Origin of the sequence: Brevundimonas sp., assembly GCF_019636155.1 — a bacterium.
Taxonomy (GTDB): Bacteria; Pseudomonadota; Alphaproteobacteria; order Caulobacterales; family Caulobacteraceae; genus Brevundimonas.
This window is the reverse complement of sequence record NZ_JAHBYB010000012.1, coordinates 1-17308: the sequence shown is the minus strand read 5'-3', so window position 1 is coordinate 17308 and position 17308 is coordinate 1. Positions and strand designations below refer to the sequence as shown.

Below are 17308 nucleotides of genomic sequence, written 5' to 3'. Positions count from 1 at the left end.
GGACCCGGCGGATCAGAACGGCAGGCCGTCGCTGGCCTGATACATCCGCCGCCAGCCCAGACGGTCGAAGACCAGGGGCGCGGGCGGCGGACCCTCGGCCGGGGTCATGACCACGGTCAGGGTGTAGCGCTGGACACGATAGGCGCCCTGGCCCACCGGAAAACCGGCGTTGATCACGTCCGCCCCCTTTGGAATGCTGGTCCAGCGCACCGTCCCGCCGCCGGGCAGGGCGATGACGCCTTCGGGCTGTTCCATCGGGTTGACCGCGCGGGTCAGGGCCAGGGCGTTTTCCTGCATGGCCGACTGGGCGATGGCGCGGGCGGCGCGCTGCTGGCCCCGCGCCATCTGCAGCTGAAGCTCGAAGATGGCCATCAGGGTCAGGGCGGCGATGGTCAGGGCCACCAGGGCCTCGATCAGGCTGAACCCCGCCCGGCGGCGCATCACACCGCGCCCTCGTAGACGCTGGACAGGGCCAGGACCAGGGACAGGGCCACGAAGCCCACGATCAGGGAGATGAAGGCGATGGCCAGGGGCTCCAGCAGCGACGTCAGCCGCTTCATCCGGTCGCGCAGCCGGCCTTCGTAGTTGTCGGCGATGAAGCCGAACATGGCGCCGACGGCGCCGGACTTCTGGCCCGCCCGCAGCAGGCTCAGGTCCATGGCCTCCAGGGTCGTGTGCGAGGCCAGGGAGGCGTCCAGGGTCAGGCCGGCGCGCAGGTCGCTGTCCAGCATGTCCAGGCCGCGCCGGAACGATCCGATCGGCACCGCCGCCCGCGACAGGGCCATGGCCGACAGGATCGGCACCCCGCTGTTCAGGGCGAAGGCCGACAGCCGCGCCCAGGCGGTGATCTCGCGCGCCTGGATCACAGGGCCGACGACCGGGGCGCCATGGGCGATCATATAGGCCTGGGCCCGGACCCGGGCGCTGGCGACCACCAGCACGCCCAGCACCACCAGGGCCCCGATGGCCAGGCCCACCAGAGGAAGGTTGGCGTTGGCGAACTCTCCGGCCGACAGGACCCAGCGCGACATGGCGGGCACGCGGGACCGGTCCTCGCCGATCATGGCGCCGAAGCGCGGCACGACCTGGGTGAAGATGAAGCCCACGGCCGCGAAACCCGCGAACAGCAGGAAGGCCGGATAGGTCATGGCATTGGTGAAATCGCGCCTCAGGCGGTCCTCATAGGCCATCTGTTCGGCCGCCTGACGCAGGACGTCGGCGATTTTGCCCGAGGCCTCGCCCACCCTGGCCATGGCGTAGACATAGTCGGGGAAGCCGCGCACGTTCTGCTCCATCGCCGCGCCGAAGGAATCGCCGCGGCGCAGGGCGGCGATGGCGGCCTGGAACTGGGCCTTGCCCTTCTTCGCCTGAATGCCCTGGGCCACCGTCTCCATGGCTTCCAGCAGGGAGACCCCGGCCTCGATCATCAGGGCCAGCTGGCGCAGCACCAGCACCCGTTCGGCCGCGTTCAGATTGCGGTCGCGGCCGGCCGACTTCACGGCCGCGGGTCGGATGCTGAGCACCGTCAGGCCGTCGGCCGACAGACGGCGCACGGCGGTCGTCTCGTCCGAGGCCAGCACCTGACCCTTCATCGTCAGCCCGTCACGGCCCACGGCTTCGTACTGGAACGGGAGGTCGGTCATGGATGCCGGAAGGCGGCGATCCTCTGGCCGCGCAGGTGGCCCCAGTCGCCGATGGACTCGAAATCCCAGCCGGTTTCCCGCGCCGCCCATTCCAGATCGGTCAGGCGGTAGTGATAGGGATCGCGGTCGTCATGGCTGACGACGCCGGCCGGAGGATGGGTGAAGGGCTGGAACAGGTCCGCCTCGGGCGGGCATTCGAAATAGGTGAACAAGGCCTGGCCGCCGGGCTTCATCCGCCCCTTCAGCCGGGCCAGGCAGCGGCGCATGTGGTTCAGGGGCAGGTGGGTGAAGACCGACTGGGCGATGGCGAAATCGACGGGTTCGGGCAGGAAGCCGAAGTCGAAATCGTCATTGACCGCGAAATGATCGCGCGGGGCCTTGGCGCGCAGGGCGTCATCCAGCTCAGCCGCGTATCCGGCGTCGATCAGGGCCTGGGACAGGTCCGAACCGAAATACCGGCCGGGCGCCAGCCAGGCGATGGCGCGGACGCCCAAGCGCAGGGAGCCGCAGCCGATGTCCAGCAGCCGGTGTTCGGGCTTCAGGCCCCGCGAAATCAGGAAGTCGAGTTGGTGCGCGCCCATCTCGTCCCACAGGCCGCCGATAATGCGGCGATGTTCGCCGGCGGCGACGCCCTGGGCCACGGTTTCCAGGTCGTAATAGCTGCTGGGCCCGGCGCTCATGGGGTTTCGCCTCCACCGCCGACGATGCGGTGCACCTCGGTCAGGGCCGTCTCACCGCGCCGCGCCTTCAGGAAGGCGTCGTCGCCGAAGCTGAGGAAGCCGTCGGCGCGGGCGATCTCGGTCAGGCGATCCTCGTCCGCGCCCTGGCGCAGGCCGGCGGTCAGGGCCGGGGACATGGGGGCGATCTCATAGACGCCGATCCGGCCGCGGAAGCCTGACTGACCGCATTTCGGACAGCCGACCGGCTCGTGCCAGTTCGCCGGCTGGCCCTTGACCTGCTTGCGCAGCGACGCGGGCAGGTCGGCCTCATGGACGGCGGCCTCTTCGGGGGTTGAGGGGCGTTTGCAATCGACGCACAGGCGGCGGACCAGGCGTTGGCCCTGGACGCCGCGGATCACGTCGGCCAGCAGATAGTCCTCGATCCCCAAGTCCAGCAGGCGCGGAATGGCCGCCAGGGCCGAGTTGGTGTGGACGGTCGAGATGACCAGGTGGCCGGTCAGGGCGGCCTGGACGGCGATGCGCGCCGTCTCGGGGTCGCGGATTTCGCCGACCATGATCACGTCCGGGTCCTGGCGCAGGATCGAGCGCAGGCCGGCGGCGAAGGTCAGGCCGATTTCCGAACGCACCCGCACCTGGACCACGCCCGGCAGGTCCAGTTCGACCGGATCCTCGACCGTGATGATCTTGCGTTCGCCATCGTTCAGATGGGTCAGCAGGCGATAGATGGTCGTGGTCTTGCCCGAGCCGGTGGGGCCGGTGACGAGAAGCACGCCGTTCGGCTGTTCCGACAGCTCCAGCAGGCTTTTCTCCTGGGCCGCCGAGACGCCCAGTTCGGACAGTTCGGGCAGGCGGCTGGTCTTGCCCAGCAGGCGCAGGACGATGGATTCGCCCCAGGAGGCCGGCAGGGTCGAGACGCGCAGGTCCACCTCCTGGCCCGAGACGCGGATGGTCTGGCGGCCGTCCTGGGGCAGGCGGCGCTCGCCAATATCCATGCCGGACAGCAGCTTGATGCGCGAACAGACGGCGTCATAGGCGGAGCGGGGGGCGGTGCGGCTGGTGCTGAGCACCCCGTCGATCCGCATACGGACCAGGAAGCGGTCCTCGAAGGGTTCGACATGGACGTCCGAGGCGCGGCGGGCCAGGGCCTCGGCGAAGACGGCGTTGACGAAGTCGATGGTGGGGGCTTCCTGCGCCAGTTCGCGCAGGCGGGCGGCGTCGGCGCCCCCGCCCATTATGTCCATCTCCAGCCCGGCGCGGCCCTGGTGCGTCAGGTCGCCGGTCAGGCCCTCGATGGTCGAGCGCTGGGCCAAGAGGAAGGTGACCGGCTGGTCCGTCGCCTGGCCGATGCGTTCGGCCAGGAGGGTGTCCAGGGGCTGGACCGCGGCGCACAGGATGGGCGAATCGGGCGCATCCCCGTCGCGCCAGGCCACAGCCTCGCGTTCCGCCCACCAGGAGACGGGGGAGCCGATCTCGGACAGGAAGGCGGCGATGCGGTCGGGGGCGGGGGCGTCTTCGGGCGCCAGGACGGCCAGGCCCAGCTGTTCCGACAGGGCCTCAAGCAGGCTGGTCTCGGACAGGGCGCCCAGGCGGACCAGGTTCAGGCCGATCAGGCCGCCGTTCTGGGCCTGGAGGGCCAGGGCGTTCTGGACGTCGGCGGGTGTGACCAGGCCGCGCGCCAGCAGCCGTTCGCCCAGCCGCCGGCGGTCGGCGGAAGGAAAACGGATCTGGACGGGGTCGGGGGCGGTCACGGGGCGCTGTTGCGGGACGACGCCGGGGCGTCAGGCCTTCAGTTCGGGGATAAGGCCATCGACGATGAAGCGCATGTTCGTCGAGGGATGTGCCATGGAGCGGATGAAGGCCAGGGTGTTTCCGGCCTGTTCCTGGAAGGTGAAGCTGCAGCCTTCGCGGAAGGTGACGTTCTGGAAATTCGGGGCCTTGCCGCCGGAATAGAACAGAGCGGCATTGTCGAACACCACATTGATGTAGGTGTTGCCGTCCAGTTCCGCCCGGCCGTTGACGGTTTGATCCTTGATCTCGGCCACGGCCGCGCTCCTGAAAAATGATGCTGGAAAGGACTGATAGCCGGTTTTGCCGTGCGGTGCAGCCCGCTGCTTCAGTCCAGAACCAGACAAATGGAAAGGCGCCGCACGGGCGGATGAGAGACAGGGAGGCCGCATCCCCGACGACCCGAAGGGCGGCGCGTAGCAGCCAATGCCGGGGCCCAGATGGCAAGCCTCCGTCGCCCGCCGATGATGACTCCAGGCCTGATCCCGAGAGATCGAGCCTTTCAGCTGGGCCCCGGCATTCGCCGGGGGAGCGGTGAGGGTTGCCCCACCCGCCGGAAAAACAGGTCGCAAAGAAAAAGGGGAGGGCCGAAGCCCTCCCCTTCCGAGACGATCCGAAGACCGTTTCGTTTTCTTACGGGATGTAGTTCGGCGTGGTGCCGGTGACACCCGCGGCCTGGTCGCCGGCGACCGTGCCGCTTTCGAACTCGGTCACCGAGCCGTTGGCCAGGGTGGCGTAACGGCGGGCCGTGACCTGTTCGGGACGGGCCTCGATCGAGATCTGCACGTCGCCGCGGCCGAAGTCGCCGACAGCGCCGGTCAGGGTCGCGGTGTTGATCAGACGCTCACCGCCGGCGGCGATGCTCGGGTAGATCTGCACCGGGGCGGTCAGGGCGACGTAGCCCGAGTCCGCGCCGACCGAGTTCAGGACCTGAGCGAAAACGGCGCCGGTGACGGTGCCGCTGACGTTGGCCAGACGGATCATGTTGGTGGTGCCCGAAGCCGACTGGATGGTCGAGCTGTTCATCCACGGGAACACGATGTTGGTGCCGTCACGCTCGATTCTCTCGAGAGCTTCGTCCGCCGCGGTTTCCTGGTTGTACTTGGTGGAATCCAGGACATAGGAGATCGCGACCGAGTAGTCCGACGACGGAATGGCGGCCGCGCCGGCCTTGGTGACGACGAACTCGTTGGCAGCCGTCCAGGTTTCAGCGCCCAGCACTTCCACGACACCCGCCTCGATGCTGGCGTGGGTCGAGGTGTTGCCGGCGATCACGCCCGCCACGCCGCCGAAGGCGGTGGTGAAGGTCGAGAAGTTGCCCGTCACGACGGCATCGACGTCGGAGACGTCGGTGGCGGCCACGACGTTGTCGGTGCGCAGAAGGCCGTATTGGGCGTCTTCATCAACCAGCAGGGCGGCGGTGCCCAGAACGCCGACGGTGGCGGTTTCCGGAGCCGCAGCATGGAAGCCCGTGCCGGTCTTGAAGGCGGTGTAGGCCGGCGAGGCGTCCAGGGTCGCCAGGGTATTGCCGCGAGCGCCCTGGTTCAGGACGTGGCCGGAGTTGACCGAGGCATCGACTTCCCAGGCGAAGGCGTCCGGACGCGAGATGATCACCTTGGTGGCCGAGCCGCCGTCGATCGGGGTCATGGCGCCGTCGGTGACCAGGGTGGTCTTGACCGAGACGTCGCCGGCGCCCAGCACCTGCAGGTCCAGGTCCATCCAGTAGCCCGAGCAGTCCGGAGCGGAGTTCGAGATGATGAAGGTGGCCGTGGTCGCGGTCGGAGCCACCGACGGAGCGGCGGTGAAGGTGGTGCAGCCGCCGCCCGTGGTGTCGGGCAGGACGCTGGCGGCCGTCGGGGCCGTGGCGAACTTGGCGTTGCCGACCAGTTCGATGGTCAGCAGGACGTTGCCCGACGGCAGGGTGCCCGACGACAGAGCGTCGGCCAGGGCGAACACGTTGGTGTTCGACGGCGTCTTGGCTTCCTGAGCCAGCGGATAGGTGGTGCCCGTGCCGGTGGCGTCGGTCACGTTGATGTCCGTGGCGGCGGTAGCGTCAGCCGCGGCGCGGAAGGTGATGGTGTGAGCGCTGGCGGCGCCCGCAAAGGCCATGACCGAAACGGCGGTCGCGGCGAGAAGAACGTTCTTAGTCATCTGGATATGGTCCCCCAAAGAAACCCGTTGTGTGGACGTAGCCAACGTTGAAACGCCTTTCGGCCACAGTTCAAGTCGGAAATTTCCGGCATGGCTGCGCCCACGGCAGGCGCTTTCTATCCCGACGACTTTCCCCGGGTCAAGGGGATTTGATCGCGCCGCCCGTCGTGCGGACGACGGAAAGACCAAGCCCCATGGGTGGTTAGAGGCAGCGGGTTTTTGCTCGACATCTTCGGGCGCCGCCCCCGAGACGGAAGAACGACGATACCTGACGCCAGGGGAAATGCTCGATCCGGGGCGCCGGTTCGCCCCAAAGACGGCGCGGTCAATCAAGGTTATGATTTCAAAGGAAATCCGGCAACAATGGCGCCGATCCGGGTCGATTCCCGGCCCGCACGTCCCATCGCGACAAAGGCCGGATCGGTCGCCCGCCGGTTGAGCGGGCGTCCGGCCTCGACTGGCCGACGATCACGCCGGAACCGGCCGGAACGCGCGAAGGTCGCCAGACGATCATCCGCCGAACGTGACCTTCAGACCACAGTGACGGGCGGGTCTAGGCAGGGGACTCATAGCCGAGCCCAATTCCGTCACCCTCGGGCTTGTCCCGAGGGTGACGAGATTTTTGGCTTCACACTGCTAGTCCGCCTGGGCCAGGACCCGGCGCAGATAGTCGCCATAGGCGTTGGTCATGCCGGCGGCCAGGTGCTCCAGCGCCGCCGAATCGATGAAGCCGCGACGCCAGGCGATCTCTTCCGGGCAGCCGATCTTGAAGCCCTGACGCTGTTCCAGGGTGCGGACGAACTGGGCCGCCTCCAGCAGGCTGTCGGGCGTGCCGGTGTCCAGCCAGGCGTAGCCGCGCCCCAGGCGGCGCACCGACAGGGCGCCCAGGTCCAGATAGGCGCGGTTCAGATCGGTGATCTCAAGCTCGCCGCGCGGCGAGGGACGCAGGGCCGCCGCCAGGGCCGGGGCCCGGCCGTCATAGACATAAAGCCCGGTGACGGCCCAGCTGGAGCGCGGGCGGGCCGGCTTCTCCTCGATAGACAGGGGGCGGCCGTCGGGGGCGAAGGCGACCACCCCATACCGTTCCGGATCGGCGACGTGATAGGCGAAGACGGTCGCGCCCTGGCCGCCCTGGGCCGCCGCCACCGCCTCGGCCACCGTCTGGCCCAGGCCGGGGCCGTAGAAGATGTTGTCGCCCAGGATCAGGACCGAGGGCCCGTCGCCCACGAAGTCGGCGCCGATCAGATAGGCCTGGGCCAGGCCCTCGGGCCGGGGCTGTTCGGCATAGGTCAGGCTGAGACCCCAGCGCCCGCCGTCGCCCAGCAGGGCCTGGAAGGCCGGTTTCTCGTGCGGGGTGGTGATGATCAGGATGTCGCGGATACCCGCCAGCATCAGGACGCTGAGCGGATAGTAGATCATCGGCTTGTCGTAGACCGGCATCAGCTGCTTGGACACGACATGGGTCATGGGGTGCAGCCGGGTGCCCGCCCCGCCCGCCAGGATGACGCCCTTCATCGTCCGTCACCCATTGCCCGTTCCCCCCGCGTCATCCGGCCGACCAGATCGGCCACCGCCTCGCGCCAGGGCGGGGCCGTGATCCCATAGTCGCGCGCCAGGGCGTCCGACGCCAGCGGCGAAGCGGTTGGGCGGGGGGCGCGGTCCGGCCCGACATCGGCCGGACGACCGGCGACGGGCGGGGCCACCGGCCCTCCGGCGGCCTGGCGCGCCTGAAGCACGGCCTCGGCCAGGTCGCGCCAGCTGGCCGAACCGGCGCCGGCGAAATGATAGATCCCGCCCGGCGCGGACGGGTCGCGGGCCAGGCGCGCCGCCACGGCGATCAGGGCGTCGGCCAGGGCCGGGGTGGTCGTGGGAGAGCCGAACTGGTCGTCCGTGACTTGCAGCGGCAGGCCGGCGTCGGCGCGATCCAGGATGGCGGTCAGGAAGTTGGGCCGGTCGGGACCGATCAGCCAGGCGGTGCGGACCACGACCGAATCGGGCGCGGCGGCCAGGACGGCGATCTCCCCTTCCCGCTTGGTGCGGCCATAGAGGTTCAGGGGCCGGGCCGGGTCGGCCTCGACATAGGGACGGGCGGGCGTCCCGTCGAAGACATAGTCGGTCGAGACCTGGATCAGCCGCGCGCCCGCGTCCGCCGCCGCCCGGGCCAACCGGGCCGGGCCGTCGCGGTTCAGCAGGGCGGCGGCCTGGGGCGCGCGCTCGGCGCCGTCGACATCGGTGAAACCGGCCGCATTGATCACCACCGCCGGCTTCAGGGCGGACAGCACCCGCCGCGGCGCATCAGGATCGGCCAGGTCCAGGGCCGCGCGGTCCAGGGCGACGGGCGTGAGGGCCTGAGGCCAGTCGGCGCGGATCAGGGCGCGACCCAGCCGCCCCCCGGCGCCGACCACGGCCACGACAGCGGGGTCTGGCGCCGGCCCGCTCACGCGCCGGTCGCGGGCGGCGGGGGGCGCAGCCGGTCGAACGGACGGCCGTCGCGCGCGAAATGGGGATTGAAGGCCGGGTCGTCCTTGAACCTCTGGCCCCAGCGGTTCCAGACCCGCCGCGTCGCCTCCTGCGACAGGCGCAGCCGCTCGCCCGCCTGGCTGAGGCCCCGCGACTTGGATTCCAGGTGATAGAGGGTCGCCGCAGGCTCGTAGATCACCGCCAGCCCCTCGGCCCGGGCGCGCAGGCACAGGTCGACGTCATTGCCCTCGATCGGCAGGCGGGCGGCGTCGAACCCGCCTAGACGCCGGAACACCTGCGCCGACACCGCCATACAGGCGCCGGTCACCGTCATGCAGCCGCGCGTCAGGGCGTGGCGGCCCAGATAGCCCGGTTCCGACCCTGGAATCCCCACCCCCTCATGGATCAGGAAGGCCCGGTCGCGCGGCCGGGCGATCATGCCGGCGTGCTGGATCGTCCCGTCCTGATAGACCAGCCGCGCCCCGACGACGCCGACGCCCGGCCGCAGTGCCTGGCGCACCAGGGCGTCCAGCCAGTCGGGGCTGAGGGCCAGGGTGTCGTCGTTCAGGAAGACCAGGACATCGCCGTCCGCCTGGGCCGCCGCCTGGTTGTTCATCAGGGCCCAGTTGAAGGTTCCGTCATAGGGCAGGATGTCCAGGCCGCCCGCGTCCCTTCGGGCCTCCAGCAGGGCGCGGGTCTCCGGGTCGCGGCTGTCGTGATCGACGACCAGGATCTTCATGGCGCAGCGGTTGGCGCCGCGATGGGCCTCCAGACTGTCCAGGCAGGGACCGATCAGGTCGGCCCGGTCGCGCGTGGGGATGATGACCGTGGCCGTGGCGCCCTCGGGCAGGCGATGGTTCAACCGGACCGCGCCGGGAACCGCCGCGCCCAGGCTGTCGGCCAGGGGCGCGACCTCGGCCGTCTCGCCCATCCGGGCCAGGTGATCGCGAACGGCGCCGGCCCAGGCCTGGGCGTCCGCCGACGGCGGCGCCTCCTGACGCCGGCTGAACAGGACACGAGGCAGGCCGACCGCAGTCCCGCCCGCGGCGACCACCGACAGCACCGCCTCCGGTCCGCCGGCCGCGGCGTCCCCGGCGAAGGCCAGGCAGTCCCCGACCCAGGGGGCGCCTCGCAGCAGGTCCAGGTCGAAGCCCGGCTTCAGCACCGGGTCCCGATGCGGGCGCTCGCGCCAGTCGTCCGGCCCCTCGGCGTCCGCCGCCAGGACGTCCTCGTCGACATAGAGGACGGCCGCGTCGGGCCGGGCGGCGAACAGGGCCTCGACCGCCTCGACCGCGTCGGGCGCCAGCACCCCGCAGGCCGGAAAGGCCAGGACAGGCCCGCCGCCCTTTTTCGGCTCTCCGCAGGCGACTGCCGGGCGACGGCCGGCGGTCCAGCCGCGCCGGGCGGCGGAATCCTCGACCAGTTTGCGGCCCTGGGCGTCCAGTCCGGCGACAAAGACCCCGGCGGCGGCGCGGCTCTGCTCCAGGGCGCTTTCGATCGCCTCCTCGACCCAGTCGGCCGGGCGGCCCGCGGCGTCGATCCGGATGCGGATGGCGCTGCGCCCCGGGGCTGTCCGCCGGGCCGCCTGGCGCCAGGCCGGGCGATACCAGGTCTCGACATAGGCGTCCCAGTCCTCCAGCCGGTCGGTCAGGGCGGCCTCGACCGAGGGCATCATGGCCTCCAGCCGCGCCAGGGCCTGGCGCGCGGCGTCCAGTTCGCGACGGGCGACGGAGGCGGTCAGAGCCTCGGCCGGATCAGGCAGGGTGACGGTCGTCTCGGCGATGACTTCCGGCCGGCCCGCCTCGCGCAGTTCAAGCCTTACGGCGCCGCCCCGGCCGAGGCGCGGCGACGGCAGGACGAAGCCGGCCCCGTCCGCGCCGGGGTGATGCTCCTGGATGTCGCGGCGGAAGACGCCGGTGGTCCCGGCCGAAACGAACACCCCGTCGGCCCACAGTTCCAGCGCCGTGCGCCGGGCGGGGTCCTCCAGATCGACCGCCCAGCCGTGGACCCCCGTTCCGCTCACCTGCTCAAGGGCGCCAACGACATGACGGCGAGCCTGCGCCTCGGCCAGGGCGCGCAGACCGTCCCAGGCCAGGGTGTCGAAGGGCCGTCGTTCCAGGCCCAGGCCCGCCAGCCGACCCTCGTCCTCGAACAGGGCCAGATACAGCTGGGCCCAGCCGCGCGCGCGGCGCGCCCGCGCCGCCGCGGCCGGCGTCAGGCCGAACGCCCCTGCGGCCCAGTCGGTCAGGTCCGAGGGCGGGAGGCGGTTGAACAGGCCGTCGACCGGTTCGGCGCCCCGGGCATAGGCCGAGGCCACGCGGTCGCGGAACTCCGACGACCCGAAGATCAGCGCGGCCGGATGATCGGCGGACAGCAAGCCGCCCAGGTCGGCGCCCGGCTCCGGCCAGCGGCCGAGCGCCAGCCGATAGAAGTGTTCGATCTGATCGCGCCGGTCGCTCACGCCCGTCCCTCGTCCCCCAGTCTTCGATCTAGCGACGCGCCCGCCCGGCGGCAACGCTCCGCGTGCGGGACTCGAGACCTGGGGCCGACCGTTTTTTGGATATCGAGTCTGCCTCTGCTAAGCCCCCACGGGTTCTGTGACGCTTGTGGAGGTGCTTCATGGCCCGCTTCGGCCTTCGCCGTCCGTCCTCGCCGCCCCCGTCCGATCCGGTCGATCCGGTCCAGGCGCGGATCCAGGCGGGCGATGCGGCGCGCGATCTGCGCCACTGGCCCGAAGCCGCCCGCGAATACGACGCCGCCCTGAAGCTGAAGCCGCACATGGCCCCGATCTGGGTCCAGTACGCCCATATGCTGAAGGAGATCGGCCGGCTGGACGAGGCCGCCGAGGCCTATGGCCGGGCCAGCGGGCTGGAGCCGCAGGACGCCGATCCGCATCTGCACCGCGCCCATGTGCTGAAACGGCTGCACCGCCCGGACGAGGCGACGGACGCCTTCCTGTCGGCCATCGAACGCGATCCCGAATCGCCCGGCGCGCTCGCGGAACTGAAGACCCTGCTGGCCGCCGGCGTTCGGGTCGATGACGAACGGCTGGGCCGGATCGTCCCGTCGCTGCGCGCGCCCGCGCCGACGCCTGCGCCGGCCGACACCCTGGCTGGCCTGAGCCAGAGGATGCAGGGTGTGCTGGACCGGTCCCTGGCGGCGAAGGATCCCCAGGCCCGCGATTTGGTCCGCGCCCTGGTCGACGGGGTGCGGGCCGCCGACGCCCTGGAGGCGCTGGAGGCCGAGGCGGCGGCGGCGATCACCCAGCTGGTGTTCGACGTCTCGGACCTGGTCGCCCATTTCGACGCGGCGCGCCTGCCCAGCGGCATCCAGAGGGTCCAGATCGAGGTGATCGCCGCCCTTCTGGCCGATCCGGCGCCGGCGGTCTCGGTGCGGGTCTGCGCCTTCGACAACGACCGCGACCTCTGGGCCGAGATTCCGGAGGCGGCCTTCCTGTCCCTGGCGCGTCAGGCCCTGGCCGGGGGCGGCGAGGACGATCCTCAGTGGCGCGAGACGGTGGGCGACCTGAAGACCCGGATGGCCCTGTCGCCGCCGATGGCCTTCCCGCAGGGGGCCAGCCTGATCAACCTGGGCGCCTCCTGGTGGCAGCCGAACTATTTCCTCCAGCTGCGCCGCGCACGGGCCGCCCATGGGGTGCGCTACATCCCCTTCGTCCACGACCTGATCCCGGTCATGGCGCCGGAGTATTGCGTCGAGGGGCTGGCGCCGGACTTCGTCGGCTGGCTGGTCGGCGCCCTGGCCCACGCCGACCGTTTCCTGACCAATTCCGACTCGTCCCGGCGCGACCTGCTGAAGGCGGCGGAGGCCCTGGGCGTCGCCCTGGCGCCGGAACGGGTCCATGTGGTGCGGCTGGACGCCGACTTCAGGAAACCGGCCGCCGACGTCCCCATGGCCGAGACCCTGGAACGCCACGGGGTGACCGCCGACGGCTTCGTCCTGTTCGTCTCGACCATTGAGCCGCGCAAGAACCATCTGGCCGCCTTCGAGGCCTGGATCGACCTGGCGGAACGCCGTGGGGTGGAGGCCCTGCCGATCCTGCTGTGCGTCGGCGGCCGGGGCTGGATGAACGAGGCGGTGTTCGAGCGGATCGAGCACGAGCCGGTGCTGCGCGCCCGTGTGCGGATGGCCTCGGGCGTGTCCGACGCGGATCTGGCCAACCTGTACCGCGCCTGCCGCTTCACCCTGTATCCCAGCCTCTATGAGGGCTGGGGCCTGCCGGTGACCGAATCCCTCTGCTACGGCAAGGCCGCCCTGGTGTCGGACGCCTCGTCCCTGCCCGAGGCGGGGGGCGAGCACGCCCTCTATTTTGACGCCAGGGATCCCAAGGCCCTGGCGGACGCCCTGGACCGGCTGATGTTCGACGCCGACTGGCGCAAGGCGGCCGAGGCCCGGGCCCGGGCCTTCCGGCCGCGACCGTGGCGGGCCCTGGGGCTGCAGATCGCCGACCAGGCCCGCGCCTGGACCGATCAGGACGCCGAGGCCGCCCCCTTCCCCGCCCCGACCGCCGAAGCCGAGCGCTACTATCCCCTGGGCCGGGCCGAGGCGGCCGTGCTGTCGCCGGGACTGGTCGCCGCCGAGGCCTTCCGCAGCGGCGACGGCTGGTGGCGGCCCGAGGATTGGGGCGTGTGGATCAGACCCCAGGGCGGAACCCTGACCCTGGCCCTGCCGGCGGACCTGAATCCGGCGCGGCTGATCCTGGGCCTGCGCGGGGCCGAGGCGGCGCCGACCGCCTATGCCGTCGCCCTGGGCGGCGAGACGGCGGAGGACGGGGTTCTGGAGCCCGACGCGCGGCGCTGGCTGGCGCTGGAGGTGCGGCCCGACCATGTCACGAACGGGGTGCTGAAGGTCCGCGTCAACGGCCGCCCTGCGCCCGAGGCGGCGCCGCCCGAACAGGACGGTCCGCGCCTGGAGCCCGTCGGGATCGTCGGCTTCATGGTCTGCGCGGCCGACCGGGCGGAGGCCTGCCTGGAGCGGGTCCGGGGCGTCGACGCCCAGGGCTGAACCGGCCGTCGCGAGCCGCGCCTGCGTCGCGGCGATTGCCGTGGGCCCGTTTCTCGGCTTACCTCCGCGCCAAGGGAGAGGAGCCTTCACCATGACCGACGCCGCCACGCCCGCCCCCGTCGCGGGCAAGCGCATCGAATTCACCCCGCGGGCCCTGGTCCTGGGCTGTCTGCTGGCGGTGATCTTCACCGCCGCCAACACCTATCTGGGGCTGAAGGTCGGCCTGACCTTCGCCTCGGCCATCCCGGCGGCGGTCATCTCCATGGCCCTGCTCAGGGCCTTCCGCACCTCGACCATCTGGGAAAACATGACGGTCCAGACCGTCGCCTCGGTCGGCGGCGCCATGAGCGCCATCATCTTCGTCCTGCCGGGCCTGGTCATGGTCGGCTGGTGGCGCGAGTTCCCGATCTGGGAATCGATCGGCATCTGCCTGCTGGGCGGGATCCTGGGCGTGACCTTCTCCATCCCCCTGCGCCGCGCCCTGGTGGTCAACAGCACCCTGCCCTATCCGGAAGGCGTCGCCGCCGCCGAGGTGCTGAAGGTCGGGTCGCCCGGCGCGGACCAGGACGCCTCGGCCGTGCGCGAGAACAAGGCCGGACTGTGGGTCGTCATCGGCGCCTCGATCGTCTCGGCCGTCTATGCCTGGCTGGCCGCCGCCCGTGTCTTCGCGGGCGAAGCCTCAAAATTCATCAAATTGCCGGCCACCCTGGGCGGCGGGGCCACGGGCATGGGCCTTGGGATGCAGTTCGCCCTGCTGGGCGCCGGCCATCTGATCGGCCTGACGGTGGGCCTGGCCCAGCTGTTCGGCCTGCTGGTGGCCTGGCTGATCGCCGTGCCGATCATGACCTCGCCCGACTATGTCGCCTGGACCTCCGGCATGGGACTGGAGTCCGTCGCGGCCACCGTCGCCGCCGGGGCTTCGGCCGAAGACCTGGCTTCCCTGGTGTGGAGCCGGGAGGTGCGCTTCATGGGGGCCGGGGTGATCGGCGTGGCCGCCGTCTGGACCCTGCTGAAACTGGCCGGCCCGCTGGTCGGCGGCCTGACCTCGGCCCTGGCGGCGCAGGCGCGACGCAAGGCGGGCGTGGTGATGGACATCACCGAACAGGACATTCCGATCTCCCTGGTCGGGATCATCTCCGTCATCTGTCTGGTCGGCATCGCCGGCCTGTTCACCGCCGTGGCCCAGGGCGCGCCCGCCCTGGCCGGATCGGCCGCCCTGCTGGTGATCGGAGGCGTCGCCTATGTGGTGCTGATCGGCTTCTGCATCGGCGCCATCTGCGGCTACATGGCCGGGCTGATCGGCTCGTCCAACAGCCCGGTGTCGGGGGTGGGCATACTGGCGGTGGTCATCGCCTCCCTGCTGATGCTGGGGGTCATGGCCCTGGCGGGGGCGCCGGCGGACCCGGCCTTCGTCGCCTACGCCCTGATCGTCACCGCCGTGGTCTTCGCCGCCGCCGTGATCGCCAACGACAACCTGCAGGACCTCAAGACCGGCCAGCTGGTCGCCGCCACTCCCTGGCGGCAGCAGGCGGCCCTGATCGTCGGGGTCACGGCCGGCGCCATCGTCATCCCCTTCGTGCTGAACGCCCTGAACAAGGCCTTCGGCTTCGAGGGCGGGCCCGCCGGCATCGCCTCTGAGCCGCTGGCGGCGCCCCAGGCGACCCTGATCTCGGCCCTGGCGCGCGGGGTCATCGGCGGCGACCTGCGCTGGGATCTGATCGGGATCGGCGCCCTGATCGGGGTGGCCGTCATCATCCTGGACGCCGTTCTGCGCGGCGCGACCAAGGACCGGATCAAGCTGCCGCCCCTGGCCGTCGGCATCGGCTTCTACCTGCCCGCCGCCGTGACCATGATGCTGGTGGTCGGCGCCGTGGCCGGCTGGATCTATGAGAAGGGGATCGCCCGCACCGGCTTCGCCGCCGTCGGCCGTCGCATGGGGGTGCTGATGGCCTCGGGCCTGATCGTGGGCGAAAGCCTGTTCGGCGTGCTGAACGCCGGGATCATCGGGGCGACCGAGAACGAGGCGCCCTTCGCCATCTTCGGCCTGGGCGAGGGCTGGCCGGCCATGCTGATCGGCCTGGTCGTCTTCGTCGTCCTGACCATGGGCCTCTACGGCTGGGTCCGTCGCCAGTCGGCCAAGATCTGATCCGGCCGGAGGAGGTCGGCTTGCTCCAGGTTTCGTCGCGCATGGGCGCCGCCGCGCGCGCCCTGGCGGGCCTGGCGCCGGGCCTGGTCCTATGCCTGCTGGTCGCGGGCCTGGCGGTCCTGGGCGGTCGGCTGGAGGCCCAGGCCTTCGGCCGCGCCTGGATCGAGCCCCTTGTCCTGGCCATCCTTCTGGGGGCGGCGGTTCGGCTGGTGTGGACGCCGGGTCCGCGCTGGACCGCCGGAATCGCCTTCTGCGCCGGGCCGCTGCTGGAGGCCGGGATCGCCCTTCTGGGGGCCACGGTCAGCGCCCAGGCCATGGCGGCGGCGGGCCTGCCGCTTCTGGCCACGGTGGGGGTGCTGGTGGCCGGCGCCCTGGCGGGCGGCTACGCCATCGGCCGGGCGGTGGGCCTGGCCCCGCGCCTGGCCCTTCTGGTCGCTACCGGCAACGCCGTCTGCGGCAACTCGGCCATCGTCGCCGTGGCCCCGGTGATCAAGGCCGAGGCCAAGGATGTGGCCGCCGCCATCGGCTTCACCGCCGTCTTCGGCATCGCCGTGGTCCTGCTGCTGCCCCTGGCCGGGGCGGCCCTGGACCTGAAGCCGGCGACCTATGGGGTGGCGGCGGGGCTGACCGTCTACGCCGTGCCTCAGGTGCTGGCGGCGGCCGCCCCCATGGGGCCGGTGGCGATCCAGGTCGGCGCCCTGGTCAAGTTGATGCGGGTGCTGATGCTGGGCCCGGTCTGCGTGGTCCTGGGGCTGATCGCGCCGCGGCTGGGCGACAAGGCGGCGGTCTGGCCCCGGCCGAAACTGACCCTGGGCAAGCTGGTCCCCTGGTTCATCGTCGCCTTCCTGGGCCTGATGGCGGCCCGTTCGGTCGGGTGGATCGACGAGACCGCGGCCGCCCGAATCGGTCCGGCGGTCACGGTCATGACGGTGACCGCCATGGCGGCCCTGGGCCTGGGCGTGGATCCGCGCGCCCTGTTCCGCTCGGGCCCCCGGGTGGCGGCGGCGGCCAGTCTGTCGATGCTGGCCCTGGCGGTCGCGGCCTTGTTGGCGGCGGTCGTCCTGGCGCGTCTTTGAGCGCAAAGCTGGCGTTCGGGCGCAACAGCCTGTAAGAGGCGCCGCCTTCCCTGAAACCGCCCTGATTTGCAGCGGCGCGGCCCCGCCGCGACCGAACACAGTCCGCCCGAGCCCGAAATGAACCTGCGCAACGTCGCCATCATCGCCCACGTCGACCACGGCAAGACCACCCTGGTGGACCAGCTTCTGGCCCAGTCGGGCGTCTTCCGAGCCAATGAGGCGACCACCGAACGCGCCATGGACTCCAACGATCAGGAGCGCGAGCGCGGCATCACCATCCTGGCCAAGGCGACCTCGGTCGTCTGGAAGGACACCCGCATCAACATCATCGACACGCCCGGCCAT

Annotated in this window: 13 protein-coding genes; 4 read left to right on the top strand and 9 right to left on the bottom strand. The window is 71.2% G+C overall.

Features of this window, described 5'->3' with window-relative positions:
* Positions 1 to 12: 12 nt before the first annotated feature.
* The 9 genes from KF910_RS12070 to KF910_RS12030 all read right to left on the bottom strand — a co-directional run bounded on the left by KF910_RS12070 (position 13) and on the right by KF910_RS12030 (position 11180).
* Positions 13 to 441 carry a type IV pilus modification PilV family protein gene (locus tag KF910_RS12070; RefSeq protein ID WP_292263217.1) on the bottom strand — a complete coding sequence of 143 codons (429 nt, stop codon included), beginning with the start codon at positions 439 to 441 and terminating at the stop codon, positions 13 to 15.
* Positions 441 to 1643, bottom strand: coding sequence for a type II secretion system F family protein (locus KF910_RS12065; protein WP_292263216.1), 1203 nt, complete (start codon positions 1641 to 1643; stop codon positions 441 to 443). The genes KF910_RS12070 and KF910_RS12065 overlap by 1 nt, the downstream gene beginning before the upstream one ends.
* Entirely contained in the window at positions 1640 to 2323 is a 684-nt protein-coding gene (locus KF910_RS12060) for a class I SAM-dependent methyltransferase (protein ID WP_292263214.1), read from the bottom strand. Before KF910_RS12060 ends, KF910_RS12065 begins: the two co-directional genes overlap by 4 nt.
* Entirely contained in the window at positions 2320 to 4071 is a 1752-nt protein-coding gene (locus KF910_RS12055; RefSeq protein WP_292263213.1) for a GspE/PulE family protein, read from the bottom strand. Before KF910_RS12055 ends, KF910_RS12060 begins: the two co-directional genes overlap by 4 nt.
* 30 nt (positions 4072 to 4101) lie before the next feature.
* Positions 4102 to 4365, bottom strand: coding sequence for a hypothetical protein (locus KF910_RS12050; RefSeq protein ID WP_292263212.1), 264 nt, complete (start codon positions 4363 to 4365; stop codon positions 4102 to 4104).
* Between the two features lie 376 nt (positions 4366 to 4741).
* Positions 4742 to 6259: a hypothetical protein gene (locus KF910_RS12045; RefSeq protein WP_292263210.1), complete on the bottom strand. Its 1518-nt coding sequence runs from the start codon at positions 6257 to 6259 to the stop codon at positions 4742 to 4744.
* Positions 6260 to 6895: 636 nt separating this feature from the next.
* Positions 6896 to 7774, bottom strand: coding sequence for a glucose-1-phosphate thymidylyltransferase RfbA (gene rfbA / locus KF910_RS12040; RefSeq protein WP_292263208.1), 879 nt, complete (start codon positions 7772 to 7774; stop codon positions 6896 to 6898).
* Positions 7771 to 8700: a dTDP-4-dehydrorhamnose reductase gene (rfbD, locus tag KF910_RS12035; protein WP_292263206.1), complete on the bottom strand. Its 930-nt coding sequence runs from the start codon at positions 8698 to 8700 to the stop codon at positions 7771 to 7773. Before rfbD ends, rfbA begins: the two co-directional genes overlap by 4 nt.
* Positions 8697 to 11180 carry a glycosyltransferase family 2 protein gene (locus tag KF910_RS12030; RefSeq protein WP_292263204.1) on the bottom strand — a complete coding sequence of 828 codons (2484 nt, stop codon included), beginning with the start codon at positions 11178 to 11180 and terminating at the stop codon, positions 8697 to 8699. The genes rfbD and KF910_RS12030 overlap by 4 nt, the downstream gene beginning before the upstream one ends.
* Before the next feature lie 158 nt (positions 11181 to 11338).
* On the opposite strand from KF910_RS12030, the gene KF910_RS12025 reads away from it, so the two are divergent.
* The 4 genes from KF910_RS12025 to KF910_RS12010 form a co-directional block, all read left to right on the top strand.
* Positions 11339 to 13741, top strand: coding sequence for a glycosyltransferase (locus KF910_RS12025; protein ID WP_292263202.1), 2403 nt, complete (start codon positions 11339 to 11341; stop codon positions 13739 to 13741).
* 91 nt (positions 13742 to 13832) lie between these two features.
* Complete coding sequence (locus KF910_RS12020; RefSeq protein ID WP_292263200.1) at positions 13833 to 15887, top strand: OPT family oligopeptide transporter; 2055 nt, start codon at positions 13833 to 13835, stop codon at positions 15885 to 15887.
* A gap of 20 nt (positions 15888 to 15907) precedes the next feature.
* Positions 15908 to 16963, top strand: a complete 1056-nt coding sequence (locus KF910_RS12015; protein WP_292263198.1) for a YeiH family protein — start codon at positions 15908 to 15910, stop codon at positions 16961 to 16963.
* Positions 16964 to 17080: 117 nt separating this feature from the next.
* The coding region (locus KF910_RS12010; protein WP_292263196.1) for a GTP-binding protein at positions 17081 to 17308 on the top strand (228 nt) is incomplete at its 3' end.